17 protein-coding genes are annotated in these 22,848 nt (G+C 69.1%); 14 read left to right on the forward strand and 3 right to left on the reverse strand.

What is annotated here, in order from left to right; all coding sequences use genetic code 11:
* The first annotated feature begins 60 nt into the window (after positions 1–60).
* The 7 genes from ACQY5G_RS14535 to ACQY5G_RS14565 are packed head-to-tail and all read left to right on the forward strand — an operon-like array spanning position 61 to position 11,422.
* Positions 61–1,134 carry a cytochrome P450 gene (locus ACQY5G_RS14535; protein ID WP_428275153.1) on the forward strand — a complete coding sequence of 358 codons (1,074 nt, stop codon included), beginning with the start codon at positions 61–63 and terminating at the stop codon, positions 1,132–1,134.
* Positions 1,135–1,145: 11 nt separating this feature from the next.
* Entirely contained in the window at positions 1,146–2,156 is a 1,011-nt protein-coding gene (locus tag ACQY5G_RS14540) for a YheT family hydrolase (RefSeq protein WP_428275155.1), read from the forward strand.
* A 48-nt stretch (positions 2,157–2,204) separates the two neighbouring features.
* Positions 2,205–4,604: a choice-of-anchor B family protein gene (locus ACQY5G_RS14545; protein WP_428275157.1), complete on the forward strand. Its 2,400-nt coding sequence runs from the start codon at positions 2,205–2,207 to the stop codon at positions 4,602–4,604.
* Positions 4,604–5,731, forward strand: coding sequence for a YncE family protein (locus ACQY5G_RS14550; protein ID WP_428275158.1), 1,128 nt, complete (start codon positions 4,604–4,606; stop codon positions 5,729–5,731). Before ACQY5G_RS14545 ends, ACQY5G_RS14550 begins: the two co-directional genes overlap by 1 nt.
* Before the next feature lie 22 nt (positions 5,732–5,753).
* The gene (locus ACQY5G_RS14555; RefSeq protein WP_428278710.1) at positions 5,754–7,667 is read left to right on the forward strand and encodes an FG-GAP-like repeat-containing protein; all 1,914 of its coding nucleotides are present in this window, start codon (positions 5,754–5,756) and stop codon (positions 7,665–7,667) included.
* A 24-nt stretch (positions 7,668–7,691) separates the two neighbouring features.
* Positions 7,692–10,151, forward strand: coding sequence for a choice-of-anchor B family protein (locus ACQY5G_RS14560; protein WP_428275160.1), 2,460 nt, complete (start codon positions 7,692–7,694; stop codon positions 10,149–10,151).
* A gap of 20 nt (positions 10,152–10,171) precedes the next feature.
* Positions 10,172–11,422, forward strand: coding sequence for a PQQ-dependent sugar dehydrogenase (locus tag ACQY5G_RS14565; RefSeq protein WP_428275161.1), 1,251 nt, complete (start codon positions 10,172–10,174; stop codon positions 11,420–11,422).
* Positions 11,423–11,466: 44 nt separating this feature from the next.
* Here the strand turns inward: ACQY5G_RS14565 and ACQY5G_RS14570 are convergent, their stop codons facing one another.
* Positions 11,467–12,276 carry a hypothetical protein gene (locus ACQY5G_RS14570; protein ID WP_428275163.1) on the reverse strand — a complete coding sequence of 270 codons (810 nt, stop codon included), beginning with the start codon at positions 12,274–12,276 and terminating at the stop codon, positions 11,467–11,469.
* A gap of 101 nt (positions 12,277–12,377) precedes the next feature.
* Positions 12,378–13,181 carry a PhzF family phenazine biosynthesis protein gene (locus tag ACQY5G_RS14575; protein ID WP_428275165.1) on the reverse strand — a complete coding sequence of 268 codons (804 nt, stop codon included), beginning with the start codon at positions 13,179–13,181 and terminating at the stop codon, positions 12,378–12,380.
* Between the two features lie 248 nt (positions 13,182–13,429).
* Between ACQY5G_RS14575 and ACQY5G_RS14580 the strand changes: the two genes are divergently transcribed.
* From ACQY5G_RS14580 to ACQY5G_RS14610, 7 genes are read left to right on the forward strand one after another with little or no spacing between them, the layout of a single operon-like run.
* Complete coding sequence (locus ACQY5G_RS14580) at positions 13,430–13,906, forward strand: EVE domain-containing protein (RefSeq protein ID WP_428275167.1); 477 nt, start codon at positions 13,430–13,432, stop codon at positions 13,904–13,906.
* 16 nt (positions 13,907–13,922) lie between these two features.
* A complete protein-coding gene (locus ACQY5G_RS14585) occupies positions 13,923–14,471 on the forward strand; it encodes a LemA family protein (protein WP_428275169.1) in 549 nt (182 codons plus the stop codon).
* Complete coding sequence (locus ACQY5G_RS14590; RefSeq protein ID WP_428275171.1) at positions 14,468–16,267, forward strand: DUF2207 domain-containing protein; 1,800 nt, start codon at positions 14,468–14,470, stop codon at positions 16,265–16,267. Before ACQY5G_RS14585 ends, ACQY5G_RS14590 begins: the two co-directional genes overlap by 4 nt.
* Positions 16,268–16,280: 13 nt before the next feature.
* On the forward strand, positions 16,281–16,751 hold the full coding sequence (locus ACQY5G_RS14595) for a redoxin domain-containing protein (protein ID WP_428275173.1): 471 nt from the start codon (positions 16,281–16,283) through the stop codon (positions 16,749–16,751).
* Between the two features lie 35 nt (positions 16,752–16,786).
* Positions 16,787–17,131: a 4a-hydroxytetrahydrobiopterin dehydratase gene (locus tag ACQY5G_RS14600; RefSeq protein ID WP_428275175.1), complete on the forward strand. Its 345-nt coding sequence runs from the start codon at positions 16,787–16,789 to the stop codon at positions 17,129–17,131.
* A complete protein-coding gene (locus ACQY5G_RS14605) occupies positions 17,128–18,372 on the forward strand; it encodes a succinylglutamate desuccinylase/aspartoacylase family protein (RefSeq protein ID WP_428275177.1) in 1,245 nt (414 codons plus the stop codon). The genes ACQY5G_RS14600 and ACQY5G_RS14605 overlap by 4 nt, the downstream gene beginning before the upstream one ends.
* Positions 18,373–18,378: 6 nt before the next feature.
* A complete protein-coding gene (locus tag ACQY5G_RS14610; RefSeq protein WP_428275179.1) occupies positions 18,379–21,615 on the forward strand; it encodes a hypothetical protein in 3,237 nt (1,078 codons plus the stop codon).
* An 11-nt stretch (positions 21,616–21,626) separates the two neighbouring features.
* Here the strand turns inward: ACQY5G_RS14610 and ACQY5G_RS14615 are convergent, their stop codons facing one another.
* On the reverse strand, positions 21,627–22,847 hold the full coding sequence (locus ACQY5G_RS14615) for an aminotransferase class V-fold PLP-dependent enzyme (RefSeq protein ID WP_428275180.1): 1,221 nt from the start codon (positions 22,845–22,847) through the stop codon (positions 21,627–21,629).
* Position 22,848 lies beyond the last annotated feature (1 nt).

Genomic DNA, 22,848 nt, shown 5'->3' on the forward strand with positions numbered 1-22,848 from the left:
ACTTACGCGAAGCTGCGCGAACGCAGCCCTGTGCATCGAAGCGCGATTCTCGGAAGCTGGGTGCTGACACGTTACGAGGACGTACTCGCCGCGGCGAAGGATCACGAGCGTTTCTCCAATGATCCGAGGTGGCGGGAAGCGACGCGGAGCGTGCTCACGCCGGCCCCGGATGACTACAGCATCCTGCTCGTGGACCCGCCCGAACACACGCGGCTGCGCAAGTGCGCCGCCAGGGCGTTTACGAAGGCGCGCTTGAAGGCGTTGAACGGGACTGTCGCGCGCACCGCAGCCGAACTCATCGACCGGGCGGTGCGACGTAGAACGATCGACTGGATCGCGGAGGTCGCGGAGCCGCTCGCCATGCGCGTGATGCTGGCGATGATGGGGCTCCCCGGGGACGAGCACCGCCGGTGGGAGAGTTGGTCGCGGAGGCGCGCCCGGCTGCTGGAGTTGATCGCCACACGCCGGCAGCGCAGGACCGCTCACATCGCCGGTTCCGAGATCCGGCGCTACTTCATGTCTCTCCTGCGTGAACGGACGCAATCGCACGAGGATGATGCCATCAGTACGCTGGCAAGGCTGGCGGCTGCCGGCGAGGGGATCAGCATGGTTGAAGCCTGCGACATGCTGAGCGTCCTGATGATCGCCGGAAACGAGACCACGACCCATCTCGTCGGGAACGGCATGCTGGCGCTCGTGCGCAATCCGGCGCAGATGCGGCGCCTGCGCGAGGAGCCCGACCGGGTGCGCGATGCGATCAACGAGATGCTGCGCTTCGACAGCCCGGTGCAGACGGACTTCCGGATCGCCAAGGCGGACGTGAACGTGCGGGGGCGGAAGATCGCGACGGGCGACGGAGTGATTCTGCTCACGGGATCGGCCAACCGGGACGAAGCCGCGTTCGAGAATGCCGACACCTTCGACATCACGCGCAGGGGCCCCAGGCACGCCTCGTTTGGACACGGGGTCCACCAGTGCATCGGCGCGGAACTCGCGCGCATGGAGGCGAGCGCCATCTTCACCGAGGCGCTGGGCGCGCTCGGCACGATCGAATTAACGGCGCGCGAGCCGTACTATCGGACCTCGACGGTGATCCGGGGGCTGGCCGAGCTCCCTCTCCACGTCGCAGCGTGAAGACCCGTCCATTGGGGAAGGTACCGGCCTTCGAGGCGGCCTTCGGGCTTCGGAACCCCCACCTGCAGACCATCGTGGGCCGACTCGCCCGCCGTCGTCGCGAACCTCGCTACGACCGTTATCGGCTCGACACGGAGGATGGCGACTTCATCGATCTCGACCGGTGGCGGGGGCCGGAGGACGCGACGGGTGTCTGCCTCCTCCTCCACGGGCTCGAGGGCAGCGCGCGCTCCGGCTACATGGTGACGACGAGCGAGGCGCTGGCGGCCGCCGGCATTCAGGCCGTGGCGCTCAACTTCCGTTCTTGCAGCGGGGAGCCGAACCGTCTGCCGGGCGCCTACCACTCGGGACGGACGGACGACATCGAGCGCGCCCTGGCCTGGATGGCGGCGCGTTTCCCGGATCTCCCGCGGACCGCGGTCGGGTTCTCGCTGGGCGGGAACGCGCTCCTCAACCTGCTCGGGCGGGAGGGCGGCGGCCGGGGTCTCGTCGCCGCGGCCGCCGTATCGGTCCCCTGGGACCTCGAGTCCAGCGCCGACGCCCTGCAACGGGGGATGGGGCGCGTGTACGGTCGGCGTTTCCTTCGCAGCCTGCGGGAGAAGGCGCGCGAGAAGGCGGCGAGGTTCCCGCATGTGGTGGCGCCGGGGGCGGCAAGGGCGCGCACGATCCGCGAGTTCGACGACCGGCTCACGGCGCCGATTCACGGCTTTCGCGACGCCGCCGACTACTACGCGCGCTGCAGCGCGAAGCGTTTCGTGGACCCCGTGGAGCTTCCCATGCTCCTCGTCCACGCGCGGGATGACCCGCTCGCCCCCGCGAGTTCGGTGCCCGTCGAAACGATCCGGCGACGCCCGAACCTCTCCCTGGAGCTGACGGAGCGGGGAGGGCATCTCGGGTTCGTCGGCCGGGGGCGCGGCGAGGGGCGGGCCGGCCCGCGAACCGGCTGGCTTGAAGAGACGGTTTCCCGCTACATCTCGCGGGCCACACATTGGACAACGCATCCGGATTCCGGAGTGTTTTAAATGGTTTGTACGACTATTGTCCGCAGCTTTCAGGATGGGAGTCATTTCATGCGTGGATTTTCTCGAGTCGCGGCCCTTGCGGCCGCCTTCGCCTGCCTGGCCACGCCCGTCGCGGGCCAAGGTTTCGGACGCGGCCTCGCCGTCGCGGTCTCATCCGGCCAGGTCCTCGTCGCCGAGACCGGCGGCGCGACGTCCACTGGCGCCGTCTACGTATACGAACGGGGTCCGGATGGATGGGCCCTCTCCGCGGAACTCGCGCCCTACGCGGCGGAGGAGGGCGGCCGATTCGGAATTTCGCTCGCGGTCGACGGCGACCGCATGCTCGTCGGCTCGCCCGGCGCGGCCCACGTGTTCGAGCGGAGCGACGGGAGTTGGGAGGAAGTCGCAACGTTGACGCCGGCCGACCTGCCGGAGGGTTACGTCTTCGGCGCCGGCGGGGCGATCGCGGGCGACCTCGCGCTGGTCTCGGCGCCGGGCCAGGGGGGTCGCGGGAGACCCGGCGCGGCAGGCCGCGTCTACTTCTTCGAACGGGACGGCTCCGCCTGGAACGAAGCCGGAGTCGTCGAATCCCCCGAGGCGGCCGACGGAGACGGCTTCGGCGCCGCGATGATCACGGATGGCCGGGTGGCGGCGATCGGCGCTCCCGGAAGCGCCGTGGGCAATACGAACGGCGCCGGTGCGGTCTTCTTCTTCACCCGGGCCGATGACGGCACCTGGACGGCGGCGCCGGAACCGCTCACGGCCCCGGAAGTGGGCGAGAACGGACGCTTCGGGGCCGTCCTGTACGGCGAGGACACCGAGGACGGCTTCCGGCTCGTCGTCGGAGCCCCCGGCGCCGGGGGCGTGGGCATCGCCTACACGTTCACTCCCGATGGCGATGCCTGGAGGCCCGAAGGCCGGTTCTATCCGCCGGTCGTAGCCGGTGGCGGCCGGTCCTTCGGCGGGAACTTCGCCAACGCCTTTGCGGCCGTGGACGGAGAGATCTGGATCGGCGGGTCCGGCTCCGGCGCGGGCCGCGAGGGGCGGGTGCTTCGCTACTCGACCGACCCCGACGGCGGGGTCGAGTTCGCCGGCGCCGTTTCCGCCTCGAACCGGACCGAGGGCGACGGCTTCGGCGGCAGCCTCGCCGCGCAGGGTGACGTCGCGGTCGTCGCGGCGAGCCGCAAGGACTACGGGATGGGGACCGCCTACATCTTCGAGCGGCAGGGCGACGAGTGGGTCGAAGCCGCCGAGGTGTGGAGCGACGCGACGAACTACGCGGCGATCAACGGCCACGAGGTGGGCTGCGAGGAAGGGGTGTCGGCCGACTTCGACTGCAGCGAGGTGAACATCCTCTCCTTCATGCCGGTGCAGTCGCTCGGGGCGAACCGCGGCGTCCGCGTCAACGACGTGTGGGGCTGGACCGATCCGCAGACCGGTCGCGAGTACGCCCTCGTGGGGCTCACCGACCAGGCTTCATTCATCGACATCACCGACTCGCAGAACCCGCGCTACATCGGGCGCCTTCCGATGACGGAGGGCGCGCGGGGCAGCGTGTGGCGCGACATCAAGGTCTTCAGGGATCATGCCTTCATCGTTTCCGACGGCGCGGGCGAACATGGCATGCAGGTGTTCGACCTCACCCGGCTCCGCGACGTGGGAAGCGAGCCGGTCACCTTCGACGTGGATGCCCACTACGACGGGATCGCCTCGGCGCACAACATCGTGATCAACGAGGAGACGGGCTTCGCCTACAGCGTGGGATCGAGCGGCGGGGGCGAGACGTGCGGCGGGGGCCTCCACATGATCGACATCAGCGAGCCGACGGAGCCGAGCTTCGCCGGCTGCTTCGGTCACGAGGGCACCGGGCGCCGCGGCACCGGATACTCGCACGACGCGCTCTGCCTGATCTATGACGGCCCCGACCGCGAGCACGCCGGCAAGGAGATCTGCTTCGGATCGAACGAGACGGACGTCTCGATTGCCGACGTCACCGACAAGGACAATCCGATCCCCCTGTCGACGGCCACGTACGCGAACGTCGCCTACGCCCACCAGGGCTGGGTGACGGAGGATCACCGTTTCTTCTACCTGGGAGACGAACTCGACGAACTGAGGACGCAGTTCTCGGGTACGCGGACGATGATCTTCGACATCACCGACCTCGACGACCCCGTCCTCGTGAAGGAGCACTTCGGCGAGTCGACGGCGAGCGACCACAACATGTACGTGCTCGGCGACCTGCTCTATCAGTCGAACTACAACAGCGGACTCCGGATCCTGAACGTGAGCGACCCGGAGAATCCGGTCGAGGTCGGCTTCCTCGACACCGTGCCTCACGCGGAGGGCCCGGCGATGGGCGGCTCGTGGAGCAACTATCCGTACTTCGCGAGCGGGACGATCATCGTGACGAGCGGGAGCGAGGGCCTGTTCATGGTGAAGTACCAGAAGCCGGAGCTCGTTCCGTAATGGAGATCGCAGCGATTCTGTCTCGGGTTGCCGGCGCCGCGCGGTCCGGCCTCCTCGCCCTGGGGATGGCCGGACTCGTAACGGTGCGGGCCGCCGCGGCGGCGGACGTGACCGCCGCCTCCGCCGAAGGTCCGTTCCTCTACGTGGCGAACCAGGAGGCGGCCGCCGTGACCGTCATCGACCTCGAGACGCACGAGGTCGTCGAGGTCATCGACCTGGAGGCCATGGGGTACGGAGCGAACGCGAAGCCGCACCACGTCGCGGTCGAGCCGGACGGATCGTTCTGGTACGTGTCGCTCATCGCCGCCAACCGGGTGCTCAAGTTCGACCGCGACAACGAACTCGTCGCCTCCGTCGAGTTCGAACGGCCGGGCCTGCTCGCGCTCCACCCCTCGGAGCCGTGGCTCTTCGTCGGGCGGTCGATGGCCGCGGTGAACCCGCCGCAGCGCATCGGCCGCATCGACCGGATGTCGATGGAGGTCGAGGAATACGACGTCTTCATCCCGCGTCCGCACGCGCTGCTGGCGAGCCCCGACGGCGGGTGGGTCTACGCGGGCAGCCTGGGGGAGAACTCCGTCGTCACGGTCGAAGCGGAGAGCGGCGACGCGGAGTTGCTCAGGCTTCCCGGTTCCGGGACGATGCCCCACGTCCTCGTGCAATACGCGATCTCCCCGGACGGCGAGACGCTCGTTGCGACGGCCGAGATGACCGCCAAGCTCCTCGTATTCGACCTATCGGAGCCGGCGGCGCCGAAGCTCGTGGGGGAGCTGGACGTCGGCGCGCGGCCGTGGCACCCGAGCTGGTCGGCGGACGGGCGCTGGATCTGGTTCGGCAACCTGGGCGCGAACGAGGTCACGCTCGTCGACACGTCCGACTGGTCCGTGGCCGCCGTGATCCGGGGCGAAGGCCTCGCCGAACCTCACGGCAGCGTGCTCTCGCCGGACGGATCCCGACTGTACGTGGCGAACCGGAACGAGACCGGCTCCTACGAGTCGTCGGACCGGATGGGATACGACGCGCCCGGCGGTACGGTCGTCGTCATCGACACCGCGACCCGCGAGATCGTCGACGTCATCGAGACACCGCCCTACGCGTCGGGCATCGGTCTCGCCTCCAGCCCGCGCTGAGGACTCCGGCGACGTGAACCGCATGGCCGGACCCCGGAGCCGGCGGGCCGCGCCGACCGCGCTGGCGGCGGCGCTCCTCTCGGCGGGATGCGCCTCCGGCGGCGTCGGCCCGGGGGAGCTGGCGCCGGAGCGCGCGGCCGGCGATGAAACCGGATTCGTCCGCGACGTCACGCCCTTCCCGGTGTTCGACGAATCCGGGAACGCCTACGAAATCCCCTTCCTCGGCGGCTTCAACGTCCCGCGCCCGCAGTGGGTGGACATCGACGGGGATGGCGACCTCGACCTCTTCGTGCAGGAGACGACGGACCGCCTGATGTTCTTCGAGCGCGAAGACACGCCGGACGGACGTCGCCACACCTGGCGGCCGGCTGCGTACTCGGACCTCGAGGTCGGAGAGTGGTTCCGCTTCGTCGATGTCGACGCGGACGGAGACCGGGACCTCCTCGCGGAGTCTCCCTTCAGCTACATGAAGCTCTACAGGAACACGGGGACGGCGGGCGGGGCCGTATTCGAACTCATCGCGGATACCCTTCGCGACACGCGCGGGGAGGCGATCTTCTCGGATCGTCAGAACATCCCCAACGCGGCGGACATCGACTGCGACGGCCGCCTCGACCTCTTCATCGGGCGCCTCGTGGGGACGGTCACGCGCTACGAGGCGACGGGCGCGATCGGCGCGAACGCCTCGCCCTTCCGGCACGTCACGGACCGCTTCGAGGACATCGAGATCGTCGCCGACCCGGCGGCGGCCGGGGGCGTGCCGCCCTTCGACGGCCCGGACGCGGGCGGGCCCTTCCCCACCCTGCACGGGGCGAACACGATGGCGCTCGCCGACTACGACGCGGACGGCGACACGGACATGTTCTGGGGCGACTTCTTCGAGGCCGGGCTCCTCCTGATCGAGAACGCGGGCTCGTGCGAAGCTCCGAACCTCCGGGTGGAGCCGCGTCCCTTCCCCCTCGACGACCCGATCCGGACGAGCGGCTACAACGCCCCGACCTTCGGCGACTACGACGGCGACGGCGACCTCGACCTGCTCATGGGCGTGCTCGGCGGCGCGTACAACGCGAACACGACGACCGCCGACAACCTCATGCTCTTCTCGCAGGAGTCCGATGGCGGCTTCGAGCTTCGGACGCGCCGCTTCATCTCGCAGATCGATGTGGGCAGCGAGAGCGTGGCTTCGCTGGTGGATCTCGACGGCGACGGGGATCTCGACATGCTCCTCGGAAACAAGATCGACCCAGGGGACCTGTCGAACTCGCGCGTCTTCCTGTTCGAGAACGAGGGGACCGCGACGCGGCCGGCCTTCCGCCGGATCGGCGAGTTCCAGTTGCCGGGCGCCTACCACAACGCGCCGGCCTTCGGCGACCTGGACGCGGACGGCGACCTCGACCTGCTGCTCGGCACCTGGCGCGACGAGATCCGCTACGTGCGGAACGAGGGGTCGGCCACGGAACCCCGCCTCAATCTCGTGGACTCGGCGTTCATCGAGATCACGCGCGGGAGCAACGCGACGCCCGCGCTCGGAGACCTCGACGGCGATGGCGATCTCGATCTCATGATCGGGGAGTCCTCGGGAGCGCTGAACTACTACGAGAACGTGGGCTCCGCCGCGGAGCCGAGCTTCGAATTCGTAAGCGACGAGTACGCGGAGATCGACATCGGCAGACGCAGCTTCCCGAAGCTCCTCGACCACGACGGGGACGGAGACCTCGACCTCATCGTCGGTACGGAGTCCGACGGGATCCGCTACTTCCGGAACGATGGGAGTCCCGCGGCCCCGAACTTTGTCGAGGCCGACGGTGGCTTCCCCGCCGCCGACGATCTGCCGCTGTTCGCGACGCCGGAGTTCGGGGATCTGGACGGGGACGGCGACCTGGACCTCGTCGTCGGCGCCGCCGGGGGCGGCATCTACTACTTCGAACGACGTTGAATCCCGCAGAAAAGGATGTACCCGATGAATAGAACACGGAACTTCTTCGCCGCGGCCGCCTGCGGACTGCTGTTCGTGCCCGCCGCCGACGCGCAGCAGTTTGGCGAGACCGTCGTGCTCAGCGAGAGCCGGATCATCGTCAGCGAGCCCATCGATCCGAGTGCGGCACCCGCCGAGTCGGCGCCGCGCTCGCTGTACGTCTACGAACGCGGCGACGGTGGCTGGGCGCAGACCGGGACGCTTCGCGCCCCCGAGCATGACGGTCCCGACTACTTCGGCCGCTTCGTCGTCGCCGACGGCGACCGGCTGCTCGTGGGGGCGACGGCCCTCGACGAGGACGGCGACGGCGAGAGCGATGGCAGCGTGCTCGTCTTCCGCGAGGCCGGCGGCGGCTGGGAATTCGAGCGCTATCTGCGCCCCGGCAGCGTGCCGCTCGGGTCGTCCTTCGGTCGCTTCGCGGCGCTGGCGGGCGACCTTCTCGTGGTGACGGCCCTCGGCTACGAGGGGACCGGCGGCGCCTGGGTATTCGAACGCGGCGCCGGCGGCGAGTGGATCGAGCAGGGGATCCTGACGCCGTCGGATCCCGATCCACAGCAGGAGTTCTTCGGCTGGGGCGTGCACACGGACGGTGAGCGCGTCATCGTCGGCGCCTTCGCCGGCCCGCAGCTTCCCGGCGCCGCGTACGTGTTCGGACGCGACGAGAGCGGGACGTGGGTGCAGGAGGCGCGACTCGGGCTCACGGGGGACGAGGCCCAGCCCGGAGCCGCGGTCGCAGTCGATCGCGCCCCCACGATCTCGGTCGGCGTCGAGGGAGATCACGCGATGCTCGGCCTCCCCGGCCTGGACGAAGGGGCCGGCGCGGTCCTCCTCTACGAGCGACGCTCGTCGGGCGACTGGGTGCGGACTGGATCGCTGGCCGCGTTCGACCGCCAGCCCGGCGCGGGGTTCGGAACGTCCTTCACCGCCCACGAGGGGGGACTCTGGGTCGGCGCCCCCGGCGCGGACCTGTTCGGCGCCATCTACGCCTTCGCCTGGGATGCCGAAGCGGGGCGTTTCGGCTCCGCGAGCAAGATCAATGCGGGCGCGGGCACCGATGCAGGCGATGGGTTCGGAATCTCCGTCTCCGCGGCGGGTGGCCTGGCGGTCGTCGGACAGCCGTGGGACGACGGGTCGATGGGGTCGGCGGTCGTGCTCGAGCGCCAGGACGGGCGCTGGGCCGAGACGGCGAAGATCTTCATCGCCGAGGAACGCCGTCCGCTGGCGACGCTTGCCGAAGTGGAGTGCGGCGAGGACGGCATGGCCGACCAGTTCACCTGCGACCAGGTCGACGTGATCTCGTTTCTGCCGCTCGACGCGATCGGGGGAACGGACCGCGGCATCGAGACGAACGATGTCTGGGGGTGGACGGATACGGCGACGGGCCGCGAATACGCGATCGTCGGCCGCACCGACGGCACGGCGTTCATCGACATCTCCGATCCGGAAGCGCCCGCGTATCTGGGCAGCCTGCCGAAGACGGCCGGGTCGATCACCAATTCGTGGCGTGACGTCAAGGTGTACGCGGACCACGCGTTCGTCGTCGCCGACGGCGCGGGACGGCACGGGATGCAGGTGTTCGATCTCACGCGGCTCCGCGACGTGCGCGACGCGCCGGTCGAGTTCGACGCCGATGCCCTGTACGACGGGATCGCGAGTTCCCACAACATCGTGATCAACGAGGAGACCGGCACCGCGTACAGCGTGGGGTCGAACGGGGGCGGCGAGACGTGCGGCGGCGGTCTCCACATGATCGACGTCCGCGAACCCACGGATCCCCGCTTCATCGGCTGCTTCGCCGATGACGGGACGCGATACCAGGGCCGGGGGTATACGCACGACGCGCAGTGCGTGAACTACCGGGGACCCGACGCGGAACACCTCGGCAAGGAGATCTGCTTCGGGGCCAACGAGAGCTATCTTTCGATCGCCGACGTCACCGACCCGGAGAATCCGGTCTCGCTCGCGACCCAGAACTACCCGGCCGTCGCGTACGCGCATCAGGGCTGGCTCACCGAAGACCACCGATACTTCTATCAGAACGACGAGGGCGACGAGATGGCGTCGGTCGGTGCGGCGACACAGGCCGGGACCGAGCCGGACATGCGGGGCACGCGCACGCTCGTCTGGGACGTGTCGGACCTCGACGATCCGGTGTTGGTCAACGAGCACTTCGGGGAGACGTTCACGATCGACCACAACCTCTACATCGTCGGCGATCTCATGTACCAGTCGAACTACGTGAGCGGGCTGCGCGTGCTCGACATCAGCGACCGCGAGAACCCGCGCGAAGTCGGCTTCTTCGACACGGTGCCGTGGGACGAGTCCGTCACTTTTGACGGCTCGTGGTCGAACTACCCGTTCTTCGCGAGCGGGACGATCGTCGTGTCGAGCGGCAAGGAGGGCGTGTTCTTCCTCAAGTATCGCCGGCCGGAACTGGTGCCCTGATCCCCGCGGCGGATCCGCGCGTGCCGGCCGCCCGGCGCTTCGGGGCGCGGAAGCATGTGGCCCCCCGTCCGCTCCGCCTGCGCGGCCTCGCCCTCCTGACGGGCGCGGCCGGCTGGGCGGCGTGGGCGGCCGCAGGCTGTTCGGACGACGCCCTGGACTCCACTCCGCCTGTGCCAGCGCCGCCAAGGCTTCCGCCAATCGCCGGCTTCGAACTGGCGGCGAACGAAGTCCTGACCGGGCTCTCCCAGCCGGTCTTCCTCGGCGCCCCGCCGGACGATCCGAGACTGTTCGTCGTCGAGCAGACGGGCCGCATCCGCATCTCGAACGCGGACGGGCAACTCCTCGACGCCCCCTTCCTCGACCTCTCGGGCCGCGTGGGCACGGCCCCCGAAGGCGGCCTCCTCACGATGGCCTTCCACCCGCGGTACGCGGACAACGGCCAGGTCTTCGTCTACTACACCGACACGGGAGATGACACGGTGGTCGAGCGCTACACCGTCTCGGGCGATCCCGACCGTCTCGACCCGGGCTCCGCGAAGCGGATCCTCGCGCTCACCCAGCGCCGCAGGAACCACAACGGCGGGATGCTGCAGTTCGGGCCCGACGGGAGGCTGTACATCTTCCTCGGCGACGAGGGCGGGGCGGGCGATCCGTTCGGCAACGGGCAGAACCCGGAGACGCTGCACGGTTCGATCCTCCGCATCGACGTGGACCGAGGCGACCCGTACGCGATCCCGGACAACAACCCCTTCGCCGGAGAGGAGGGCGCGCGAGGCGAGATCTGGGCCATCGGCGTCCGGAATCCGTGGCGCTCGACCTTCGACTTCGCGGGCGATGTCCTCTACGTGGCGGACGTGGGCCAGAACGAACGCGAGGAAATCAACGCGGTGCCGGCGGGGCAGGCGGGCGTGAACTACGGCTGGAACACGATGGAGGGATCCGCCTGTTACCAGAGTTCCGGGTGCGACATGTCGGGTCTCACGCTGCCCGTCGTCGAGTACGTCCACGACGGCAACGTCTGCTCGGTGACCGGAGGATACGTGTATCGCGGGTCACAGCTCCCCGAGATCGCGGGGCACTACTTCTACTCGGATTTCTGCACCGGCTTTCTGCGGAGCTTCCGCCTCGATGGCGGTCGGGCGACGGACGAGAGACGCTGGAACGTGGGGAGTCTCGGGGCGGTGTCCTCCTTCGGCGTCGACGGCTCCGGAGAACTCTACGTCGTGAATCTCACCGGCTCCGTGTCCCGCCTGGAGCGCCGGCAGCCGTAGCGGCCCGGGTCGGGCCGGCGGCGTCCGGCGGCCCGCGTCGAGTTCTAGACTCTGAACGTCAGCCCCAACTGGAAGAGCACGAAGTCGACATCGGAGGCGATGGGCGAGAACGAACTCCCGCCGAAGCCGTCCTCGACGATGCTCCCGGGCACGAGATACTCCGTGCGGCCGTGCCTCCGGTACTGGGCTTCCAGCCTCAGCAGTACCGGTTTGTCGGACCAGTTGAAGGGGATCGAGAGCCCGCCGCCGAAGCCGTACGCGGCGCGCACGTCATCGAAGTTCACCGTCGTGCCGTCGTAGGGAGAATCGTAGAGATCCCAGCCGTGCTCGACGGAGCTGACCGTGAAGAAATAGCCCAGCCCGGCGAAGGCGTTCACGAAGGGCTGGACGGGGCCGTACGGAAGCCGGATCTCGGGGCCGAGCCCCATGTAGCCCACGTTGTTGCGCGTGACGATGTCGGTCAGGATCCGGTCCGTCACCGAGAATACGGGGACGCCAAGCGTCTCCGATCCGTAGTTTACGTAGCCGGCATCGAACCGAACCCGGAAGGCGGGGGAGTCCTCGAAGCCGAGCAGGGCGGTGAGCGCCGCCCCGAAACCTTCGTTGACGAACGAACTGAATTGCCCATGCGGCGCCATCAGGGAGATGGTGGCGCCCAGATCCCATTGCGTGCCGTTTCCGCCTGAAGACGACTCCCCGGGCGGTTGGCCGGGAAGGCGTCCGCCGGGGACCTGCGCCGCCGCGTCCGCAGGCCCCAGCGCCCCAAGCGCCGCCAGTGCCCCGATCGCCGCCGGCGCCACGAGACCGACCCCGGGGGCGCGCCTGCTCCGATTCCGCATCCGTGTACGCATCATCTGTCCCGCTCCCTCTCGCGTCGGCGCGGCGTCCGATCGGTCACCCGGCGCGGCGCCCGCTCTCCTCCGCCATCCCGTAGACGGCCGCACGCCCGAATCCGTCACAGCGTAATCTCGCCGGAAAGGTAGAGCGCCGCACGGCCGGCGATCGTCACGCGGTCCCCGAGGTGGCGACAGATGAGGGTGCCGCCACGAGCGCTGATCTGCCGCGCCTCGAGCGGCGCCTCGCCGCGATCGAGACGCTCGGCCCAGTAGGGCGCCAGCGTGCAGTGTGCGGAACCCGTGACCGGATCTTCCGGCACGCCGACGCTGGGCGCGAAGAAGCGGGACACGAAGTCCGCGCTCACTCCCGGCGCGCTCACAATGATCCCGAGGCGATCCAGTCCGCGCAGTCGGCTGAAGTCCGGCTTCAGCTTCCGGACATCGTCCTCGGCATCCAGAAGGACCAGATAATCCCGGTCCGAGGCCAGCACATCGGCGGGCTCCGCTCCCAGTCCCTCCACGAGGGCGCGGGGGGCCTCGCGCGACACCGCCGGGCGCGCCGGAAAATCCATCACGAGGAGATCTCCCTCGCCCCTTTCCACGATGAGTTCGCCGCTTCTCGTCTCGAAACTCACGCTCTCGCGGCCGGGCGCCAGCCTCTCGAGAACGACCCAGGCGGAGGCCAGCGTCGCATGTCCACACAGGTCGACCTCGGACACGGGCGTGAACCAGCGGAGCGCGAACCCGCCCTCCTCGCTCCCGTCATCCCGAACGAAGAAAGCGGTCTCCGAGAGGTTGTTCTCCGCCGCGATCTTCTGCAGAACGTCGTCGTCGAGCCACGCCTCGAGCGGGCAGACGGCGGCCGGATTGCCCTCGAAGGGGCGGTCCGAGAAGGCGTCGAGCTGATACAGCGGGATCTTCATGCGGTCTCCGTGCGGCGTGGCATCTCGAGGCGGCTGCGCGCCTGTTCCGGGTGGCAGCCCGTGGCAAAATAGCGTCGTGCGGCTGAGATTCGCGAGCTGGCAGCCCATGGCCATAGCCCTGCTGCGTTCGAGCGGCGATCACCCCGCCGGGGTTCACCCTGCGGAGCCGTGCGGGTAGATTCGGCCCATCCGCGCGGATCGGCCGCGCACCGACGGGGTGCAGAGGAAACGAGCAAGGAAGGCTTCACATGCCGGTTGAAATCACCGGATACTGGCTCGCCAAGACCGAGCCTCACGTGTACTCGATCGACGACTTCGCCCGGGACGGCGAGACGGAATGGGACGGCGTGCGGAACTACCAGGTCCGGAACTTCATGCGCGACCGGATGAATCCGGGAGAGAAGGTCCTCATCTATCATTCCAACACCCGGGTGCTCGGCGTTTACGGCGTGGCGGAAGTCGCGGGTCCGGCGCACCCGGACTCCACCCAGTTCGACCCCGACAGCCATTACTTCGACCCGAAGTCGAGCCGCGAGAATCCTCGTTGGTGGTGCCCCGATTTCCTCTACCTGGAGACCTTCGGGACGCCGGTGACCCGGCAGATGATGAAAGAAACGGTCGGCCTCGAGACTATTAATGTGATGAAACGCGGCATGCGACTCTCGGTCATGCCGGTGACGGAGGAGGAGTTCGAGATCATCCTCCGTCTGGGGCGTGGAGAATAGGGAACAGAGGCCCGCCATGTTGTGGTTCCTGATCGTACTCGCGGCAGTCGCCTTCATCATCATCGGGATGTACAACGGTCTCGTGCGGCTGCGCGTACGCGTGAACGGCGCCTGGGCCGACATCGACGTCCAGCTCAAGCGCCGATGGGACCTCATCCCCAACCTCACGAAGACGGTGAAGGCGTCCGCAGGCCATGAACGTGAGACGCTCGAGGCCGTGGTCGAGGCGAGGAACCGAGCCATGGGCGCGCGCGGGCCCGCCGAGGCGGGTGCGGCGGAGGGGGCGCTCGCCGGGGCGCTCGGAAGGCTCTTCGCGCTCTCGGAGGCTTATCCTCAGCTGCGGGCGGTCGAGGCGTTCACCGACCTCCAGCGCTCCCTCGACGAGATCGAGGAGGCGGTGCAGAACGCGCGACGCTACTACAACGCCGTCGTCCGGGACTACAACACGAAGACGCAGGTCTTCCCGACGAATCTGCTCGCCGGGATCTTCGGCCACACGCGCCGGGAGTTCTTCTCGCTCGACGATGAGCGGCAGCGCGAGGGGCCGGGGGTGGCGTTCTCGTGAAGCGCCGGCGTCCGCGACGAGCCGCCGGAGCGGCGGTCCGAGCCGCCATGCTGGCGGGCGCCACGGCAGGCGCCCTCTGTCCTTCTCCGTCCCCTGCCGCCGCGCAGGAGCGCTCCTGGCACATCGAGAGCTTCCACGCCGATATCCGGGTGCTGGAGAACGGGTCCATCGAGGTGACCGAAACCATCCAGCCCCGCTTCAAAGGAAGCTACAACGGGATCTACCGGGCGATTCGCGTCGAGTACCGGATCAACGGATTCCGCTACAGGCTGCGCCTTTCCGTGGACGCGGTCACGGACGCGGACGGGAATCCCCTGCGCTACGAGTCGAAGCGCGATGGGGACGACCTGAACACGAAGATCTGGGTGCCCGGCGCGGTCGACACGGTTCGCACGGTCCGACTCTCCTACGGCGTGACGCACGGGCTCCGCTTCTTCGAGGCGGATGAAGGAGAAGACGGCATCGTCGAGGCGTACGACGAACTCTACTGGAACGTGACGGGGACCGAATGGCCCGTCCCGATCGAGACGGCAAGCGCGACCGTGAGACTCCCGCAGGCGGTCGCGGGCGTGCGCGCCCACGCCTTCACGGGGGGCTACGGCGCGACGGGACAGGACGCGGTGGTCGATGTCGCGGGAACGCGGGTCGACGTGCGAACCGACCGGCCGCTCGGCTTCCGCGAGGGCCTGACCATCGGGGTCGGATGGAATGCCGGAGTCGTCCGGCGGCCCACGGCGATCGACCTCGCCGCCATGTACCTGTTCGCGAACTGGCCGCTCTTCCTGCCCTTCTTCGCCTTCGCCTTCATGTACCGGCGCTGGAACGAGCGGGGTCGTGACCCGGAGATCGGGTCGATCGAGCCGCGCTACGAGCCGCCCGGCAACCTCACGCCCGCCGAGGTCGGCGTCATCGTCGACAACCGGGCGGACCTGCGCGACATCACGGCGACGCTGGTCGACCTCGCCGTTCGGGGGCACCTCACGATCGGGGAGAGCGAGGAGAAGCGCCTCCCGGGGCTCGCGTCGGGAAAGGACTACGTCTTCGAGCGACGCGATCTGCCGGGCGACGATCTGGCTCCGCACGAAGGCGCGTTGCTGCGGGCGGTCTTCGGGGGGCGCAGGACCCGCCGGCTCTCCGACCTCAAGGACCGCTTCTACAAGGACCTGCCGGAACTGAAGTCGACGTTGCTGGCGACGCTCATCGAGCACGGCGTCTACGCGGAATCGCCTACCATCGTCGCCGGAAAATATGTCGGGCTGGGGTTCCTCGTCGGAATCGTGATCTTCTTCGGCGGGCTGCTCGCCCAGGCCGTGCTCCCGCTGGCGATGGGAGCCGTGCTCGGGGCGGCCATCGCCTCCGCGTTCGTCATCGTGATTTTCGGACTCTTCATGCCGGCGCGCACGAAGAAGGGCACGGAGCTGCTGCGGCAGGTGAAGGGGTTCGAGGAGTTCCTCACGCGCGTCGAATCCGACCGCTACAGGCGGAAGATCACGGGTCCGGAGATGTTCGAGAGGTGTCTTCCGTACGCCATGGCGCTCGGCGTCGCGGCGCAGTGGTCGCGGGCGTTCCGGGACCTGTATCGCGAACCCCCGGACTGGTATCATGGGCACGCTCTTTCGACGTTCAACGCTCACATCCTGGTTTCGAACCTGAACAACATGTCCGCGGAGACGCACAGCGTGATGCAGTCCGCGCCGCGCAGCGCCCAGGGCTCGAGCTTCTCGGGCGGCGGGATCCCGGGGGGCGGCGGCTTCTCGGGCGGCGGCTTCGGCGGAGGTGGAGGAGGCGCATTCTGACGTGGCTACCAGCATGAAGATCTCGGTCGGCGACCGCGCGGAGCCGTTCACGCTACCCTACGAAGCCGGAGGAACGATCGATCTGGGGGATTACCTCGGCCGTGACCGGATCGTGCTCCTCTTCTTCCCTCTTGCCTTCACCTCGGTCTGTACGGCGGAGATGTGCCGGCTCCGTGACGAGTGGAGCGCCTACGCGTCGCTCGACGCCGCCGTGTTCGCGATCTCCGTCGACAGCCCGTTCGTCACCTCCCGATTCAGGGCCGAGGAGAACATCCCCTTCCCCATCCTCTCCGATTTCAACCGCACGGTTTCACGTGACTGGGGCGTGCTGTACGAGGAGTTTCACGGGTTCCAAGGCGTCTCCAAGCGGTCGGCCTTCGTGATCGGGACGGACGGCAAGGTGGCGTACGCCTGGGTGTCGGAGGACGCCGGCGTCGAACCGGACTATGAGGAACTCCTGCAAGCGGTTGCCGACGCACCCTGAGGACTGAGACGAACAGCAGCCACGGAGACGATCCGATGTCGATACCGCTCGCGCAGCAGCAGTGCATTCCCTGTCGAGGCGGGGTTCCACCCCTGGAGGGGGAGGCCCTCGACGCGCTTGCGGAGGAACTCGGGGCCGACTGGCGGGTCGTGGACGGCCACCATCTCGAGAAGAAGTACCGCTTCCCGAACTTCGTGACGGCGCTCGACTTCGTGAATCGCGTGGGCGGGATGGCGGAGGAGCAGAACCATCACCCGGATCTGTTCCTCGCGTGGGGACGGGTCGTCGTCCGGATCTGGACGCACAAGATCGACGGACTGACGGAGAGTGATTTCGTGTTCGCGGCGAAGGCGGAAACGCTGTACCGACCTGACGCGTGAAGCACACGACATCCCCGACTCCGACGGCCATCGAGGAGCCCGGCGGCCGCGGACGACGGATCGGCGCCTACAGGGGCGCCGAGCCCGGGCCGCTCGTCATCTGTATCGCCGCCCTGCACGGGAACGAGCCGGCGGGTATCGGGGCGCTGGAACGGGTACTGGGCGTTCTCTCGGCGAACCGGCTTCGGATGCGCGGGGACCTGGTGGGTCTCCTCGGCAATCTGCAGGCGCACAAAGCGGGCACGCGGTTCATCGATGAGGATCTCAACCGCGTGTGGCAGCACGACCGCGTGGACGCGTTGCTGGAGTCGCTGGGCTCCCGAGGATCGACGCGGGACGGAGCCGGAGCGCCGATGGTGGGGAGCGCCGAGTTGGCGGAACAACGGGACCTGCTGGCGGCTTTCCAATCGGAGCACCGGCGCGCGCGCGGGCCCATCCACGTACTCGACCTCCATACCACGTCATCGGAAAGCGCGCCCTTCACGACGCTTGGGGACACGCTTCAGAACCGGGCGCTCGCGCTCCGCCTTCCCGTCCCGGTGGTCCTGGGACTGGAAGAGCAGTTCGACGGGGCCATGCTTCACTACTTCGACCGCCTGGGTTGGGTGAACATCGGCATCGAGGCAGGGCAGCACGAGGCCGCGTCGTCCATCGACGCGCACGAGGAGGCCGTGTGGATCCTGCTTGAGGCCCTCGGACTGATCGACGAGGAAAACGCCCCGGGGCGGGGAGACCGGAGGGCTCGTCTCGCCCGCCGCGCGGAGGGTCTGCCGCGCGTGCTGGACGTCCACTATCGCCATGTCGTGTCGGAAGAGGACGAATTCCGGATGCACCCGGGGTTCAGAAACTTCGATGTCGTCGAGGCGGGGCGGGAACTCGGCGCGGATCGGAGCGGACCGGTGCGAACGGCGCTCGCGGGCCGCGTTTTTCTCCCGCTCTACCAGCGACAGGGAGACGACGGGTTCTTCATCGTCCGGCAGCGCGCTCGCGTTTGGCTGACCGTGTCCTGGATTCTGCGGACGGCCGGCGCGGATCGCGTCGCCGTCTGGCTGCCGGGAGTCCGGCCGCATGCCGCGCGGAGCGACGCCGTCGTCCTGGCGCGGTGGGCCCGCAACCGATGGGTGATCGGGCTCCTCCACCTCCTCGGGTTCACCGCCCGGGGCGAGAGCGGCGGGGCGGTGATGGTGCGACGCCAGGAAGGGCCCGCCCGCCAGCCGGAGTCTGCGCCCGCGGGCGGTTAGCGACCCGTGGCTCGTCGCCGGCCCCGGTTCGGAACCCGTGCCGCCGCGGTCGCGCTCGCGGGAGCCGCCGCGTGGGTGGCCGCGTGCGGAACCGAGGTTACGCCGCCGGAGCCCCGAGAAAACCGCAGTCCGGTGGCGGTGGACGCCCTTCCCGACCTCGACGTGCGCCTCGGGCAGCCGGCGGTCATCGACGCCGCCGCCTGGTTCCGCGATCCGGACGGCGATGCGCTGACGTTCGCCGCGCGGTCCCTCGACGCCGGCGTGGCCCGCGCGACGGCCGCCGGGAGTCAAGTGACGGTGGAAGGGGTCGGACCGGGGTCCGCGACGGTGGAGGTCACGGCCCGCGATGGCGGCGGGCTCTCGGTCGCGCAGCGCTTCGAGGCGACGGTCGGAGCCGGCGTCGCGCTCTCCTTCGGCGTCGCGCAGGCACGGGAGGGTGGCACCGCGCGAGTCGAGGTCGTGCTCGACGAAGCTGCCGCGTCGCCGCTGACCGTGCGCTATTCGCTGGGCGTCGATGACGCGCGGCTGACGGATGACGCGGATTCGGCGGACGTGCTGGATGCGGGCGGGGGCGAGGTCGAAATCCCCGCGGGAGCGACCGGCGCGGTCATCGAGATCCGGATCGCCGACGACGATGAGATCGAGCCGGCCCGGGAAGTCCTCACCCTTGCACTCGACCGGCCCGCGACCGGGAGCGGCTTCGTGCTCGCCCCTCCTTCGAGCGCCGCGGTGGTCATCCGGGAGGGAGTGTGCGACCGGACGGCCGCCGTGCGCGACGCCATCGTGCGCGGGCTCCGGGCCGACGACTGCACCGCGCCCGACGGCCAGGCGCTGGCCGAACTCCGCACTCTGAGGATCAGGCCGCGCGAGCCGGGCCTCGAGGCCGGAACCGAAACGGTCCTCGGCGCACTGCGGCCAGCGGACCTGAGCGCTCTCTCCGGCCTGGAATGGCTCTCGCTCCAGGACTACCGGCTGGGAGCCCTTCCCTCCGGGGCGTTCTCCGATCTCTCCAGTCTGGAAGTGCTCAATCTCGCGGGAAACCTCATCGCCGACCTGCCGCCGGGCGTGTTCGCGGGCCTCCGCAGGCTCGAATGGCTCTCCCTGGTCGACAATCGGCTGCAGGCGCTTCCGCCGGGTGTATTCCGCGACCTCGCGGGCCTGCGCGAACTCTTTCTGCAGGATAACGAGATGCGCGCCCTGCCCCCCGGCGCGCTCACAGGCCTACGTAGCCTGGAACGGCTGACCCTGGGCGGGAACGAGACCGCCTTCGCCTTCCCCGTGCGGCTTGTGCGAACGGACGACGAGGACCCGACCGCTCCCGGCCCGGCGACGATCGAGGCCCGGATCGTCGAGGGTGCGCCCTTCGATGTCCGGCTCCCGCTGCTCGCCCACGGAGGGGCGCTCTCGTTCGACTCGGTTCTGGTGCGCGCGGGCACCACGGCGAGCGCCGCCGTCACGCTCACCCCCGGCAACGCCGCCGATTCCCCGGTCTCCGTCACCATCGGAACGGAAGAGGCGCTTACCGAAGCCTGCGCCGATCGTTGCGACGGTTTCGATCTTGTCGCGGGGGATCCGCTCGTCGTGTCCAACCCCGCGTCGGTCACGATGTCCGTGCCCCACGCGTATCTCACGCAGGCCGCCCAGGACCGGGAGGGCGGCGTGCCGCTGGTCGCGAACCGTCGCGCCCTCCTTCGCGTCTTCGCAACGGCCGATGAAGTCAACGGCTTCCTGCCGGGAGCCACGGCGACCTTCTTCCACGACGGAGTGGAGACGTATCGGACCGAACTCGACCCTCCCGGGGGAGGGATCCCGCTCGCGGTCGACGAGAGCCGGCTCGAAAGGTCCTTCAACGCCGTCATACCGGGCCGCGTGCTGCACCCGGGCGTGAGCATGGTCGTGGAACTCGATCCGGACGGCGCGCTTCCCCTGACCTCCTCGAGCCGTTCCCGGTTCCCGGCCCAGGGCCGGCACGATCTCGACGTTCAGCAGATGCCCCCGCTGCGCGTGACGCTCGTTCCCGTCCAGTACCATTCGGAGGAAAACCGGGAGGTGAATCCGGGCGTGGCGGCGTTCGCGAGCGAACTCGCGGCGGCGGCGATGGATGGGGGTTCGGCCGTCGCCCGGAGCGTGCTGCGTTACGCCCGCACGGTGCTGCCGGTCGGCGACCTGCATGTGGCGCTCCGCGAACCCTACCATACGTGGGCGGACACCTCCGAGGCGGGGATCGTCGGCCTCATCGGCGAGATCGAACTGCTCCGGATGATGGAGGCGGAAGACCCCCGGGAGCACTACGCCGGGATCTTCGGAGTCCCGAGGCCGCTCTCGCGGCACCCCGACGCGTACTGGACCGACGGTCTCGGCATGCTGGGCGGGCGAAGCTCTCTCACGGGCTCGCACGGTGCGGGTGGCCTGCTGCAGAGGACGGGTCGCCTCCGCCTCGTATTCGCGCACGAGCTGGGGCACAATCTGGGGCGCCCGCACACCCCCTGTAACGAGCCGATCACCGATCCCGGGACGGTGGATCCCGACTATCCGTGGCCGGATGGCCGGATCGGAGTGTGGGGACACGATTTCGGCGACGGCGACGACGACAATGGCGGTGACGGATCGGGTCTCGGGCATCTGTTCAATCCGGAGGGCTACCACGACCTGATGTCCTACTGCTATCCGCAGTGGATCAGCGACTACAGCTTCACGAGGATGCTGGAGTTCCGCCTCGAGGGCGCCGGCCGTGCCGCGACCCCGCCGGCGGATCGCGCGGCGGATCGCGCCGCGGATCGGGGAAACTCGCGGGGCGAGATGCTCCTGCTCTGGGGTGGCGTGAACGCCGGCGAACTGCGGCTGGAACCCGCCTTCGTGTACCCGACGACCGCACGTCTTCCCTCGTCGACGGGTCCGTACCGTCTTCAGGGCCGCGACGCGGCGGGAGGGATCCTGTTCTCGCTCAGCTTCACGCCGACTTCGCTCGCTCACGGGATCGGTGTGGAGAACCGCGCGTTCATCCTCGCGATTCCGTTCGACCCCGCCTGGGCGGAGACGCTGGATCTCCTCACGCTGACCGGGCCCGAAGGCACGACATCCGTGGACCGGGCCCGCGGAGGGAGCGCCGCGCTGGTGATCGACCGCGCCACCGGACGCGTCCGCGGCATCGTCCGCAGCGGGGCCGGGCCGGCGGTGCCGGCGCGGGCGAACGATGGAACGGGGATTCGAGTCCTGCGCGGGCTCCCCCGTCGGCCGGACTGAGGCCGCCGGAACTACGCGAAGGGTGCGAGGACCTGCCGTAGCGCGTCGATATCGCGCGGTTCGTTGTAGACGTTGGGCGAGACGCGCAGGGCATCTCCACGCAGCGAGGCGTAGACGCGGGCCTCCGCGAGGCGGGCGTCCACTTCGGCGAGGTCGCAGCCCGCGGGGAGGCGGACGCCGAGAATGTTCCCGGTGCGCCATTCGTCGGCCTCGATCGCCCAGCCGCGGACCCGCAGTTCGTCCGCCAGCCCGGCGAGGAGCGCACGGCAGTACTCGAGGATGTTCGCCGGGCCCCATGCGAGGATGAGGTCCAGCGCTTCGATCAACATGGGGATGAGGATGAAGTTGGATGTCTGGCCAACGTCGTATCGGGCGGCCCCTTCCCTGTATTCGTCGGTGTAGTCGACGAGACCCTGAAAGTCCTCGGAACCGCGGCGCGAAATCCACGTTTCCTCGAGCGGCGCGCCGTCATCGAAGCGGGGACCGTAGTAGCCGAACGCGGTCGAATAGGGCCCGAGGAGCCACTTGTACCCGACGGTGATCAACGCGTCCGGACGAATGTGTTCCACGTCGAACGGTACGGCGCCGATGGACTGTGAGCCGTCTATGACGAGCGCGGCGCCGACTTCGCGCGCCCGTTCCCCCGCCGCCTCGAGGTCGATTCGGGTGCCGTCCGTCCAGTGGCAGTGAGGCAGCGCCACGACGGCGGTGTCCGCCCCGATCGCTTCGAGCAGCCGCTCGTTCCAGAGCGCGGCGGACGGGGGCGGCCCGGGACGGTCGACGGTTCGAACGTCGCACCCGTGGGCCGCCGCCTGACGCCGCCAGGCGTAGACGTTGCTCGGGAATTGTTCGCCGAGGACGACGATGTTCTGCCCCGGTTCGAGCGGAAGATTCCGGGCCGCGACCTCGATGCCGTAGGACGCGGAGGGTGCGAGCGCGATCCGCTCCGGCGGAGCGTTGACGAGGCGCCCGAATCTCTCCCTGGCACGACCGCAGTCGGTGAAGAACTCCTCGCTCGGGAAGGGCGTGGGCGAGCACTTGCGGCGGATTCCCTCCATCCCGGCCTCCGCGACCGAGCGCGGTAGGGGTCCGAGATAGGCGCAGTTGAGGAAATGTGCGCCCTCTTCGAGTTGAAAGAGACGCTTCTGGCACGCAAGCGTGGACTCGACCGCGATGCTCACCCGGCTGTGCGGCTCATTGGCCTCGACCCGTTCGGCGTCGCGGCCGTTCAAG

Origin of the sequence: Candidatus Palauibacter sp., from assembly GCF_965261555.1 — a bacterium.
In the GTDB taxonomy this organism is placed as follows: Bacteria; Gemmatimonadota; Gemmatimonadetes; order Palauibacterales; family Palauibacteraceae; genus Palauibacter.

Coding starts and splice junctions, on each gene's coding strand:
- ACQY5G_RS14570 (WP_428275163.1), bottom strand. CDS start 12,276: ATGATGCGTACACGGATGCGGAATCGGAGCAGGCGCGCCCCCGGGGTC.
- ACQY5G_RS14545 (WP_428275157.1), top strand. CDS start 2,205: ATGCGTGGATTTTCTCGAGTCGCGGCCCTTGCGGCCGCCTTCGCCTGC.
- ACQY5G_RS14575 (WP_428275165.1), bottom strand. CDS start 13,181: ATGAAGATCCCGCTGTATCAGCTCGACGCCTTCTCGGACCGCCCCTTC.
- ACQY5G_RS14595 (WP_428275173.1), top strand. CDS start 16,281: ATGAAGATCTCGGTCGGCGACCGCGCGGAGCCGTTCACGCTACCCTAC.
- ACQY5G_RS14560 (WP_428275160.1), top strand. CDS start 7,692: ATGAATAGAACACGGAACTTCTTCGCCGCGGCCGCCTGCGGACTGCTG.
- ACQY5G_RS14600 (WP_428275175.1), top strand. CDS start 16,787: ATGTCGATACCGCTCGCGCAGCAGCAGTGCATTCCCTGTCGAGGCGGG.
- ACQY5G_RS14585 (WP_428275169.1), top strand. CDS start 13,923: ATGTTGTGGTTCCTGATCGTACTCGCGGCAGTCGCCTTCATCATCATC.
- ACQY5G_RS14550 (WP_428275158.1), top strand. CDS start 4,604: ATGGAGATCGCAGCGATTCTGTCTCGGGTTGCCGGCGCCGCGCGGTCC.
- ACQY5G_RS14555 (WP_428278710.1), top strand. CDS start 5,754: ATGGCCGGACCCCGGAGCCGGCGGGCCGCGCCGACCGCGCTGGCGGCG.
- ACQY5G_RS14580 (WP_428275167.1), top strand. CDS start 13,430: ATGCCGGTTGAAATCACCGGATACTGGCTCGCCAAGACCGAGCCTCAC.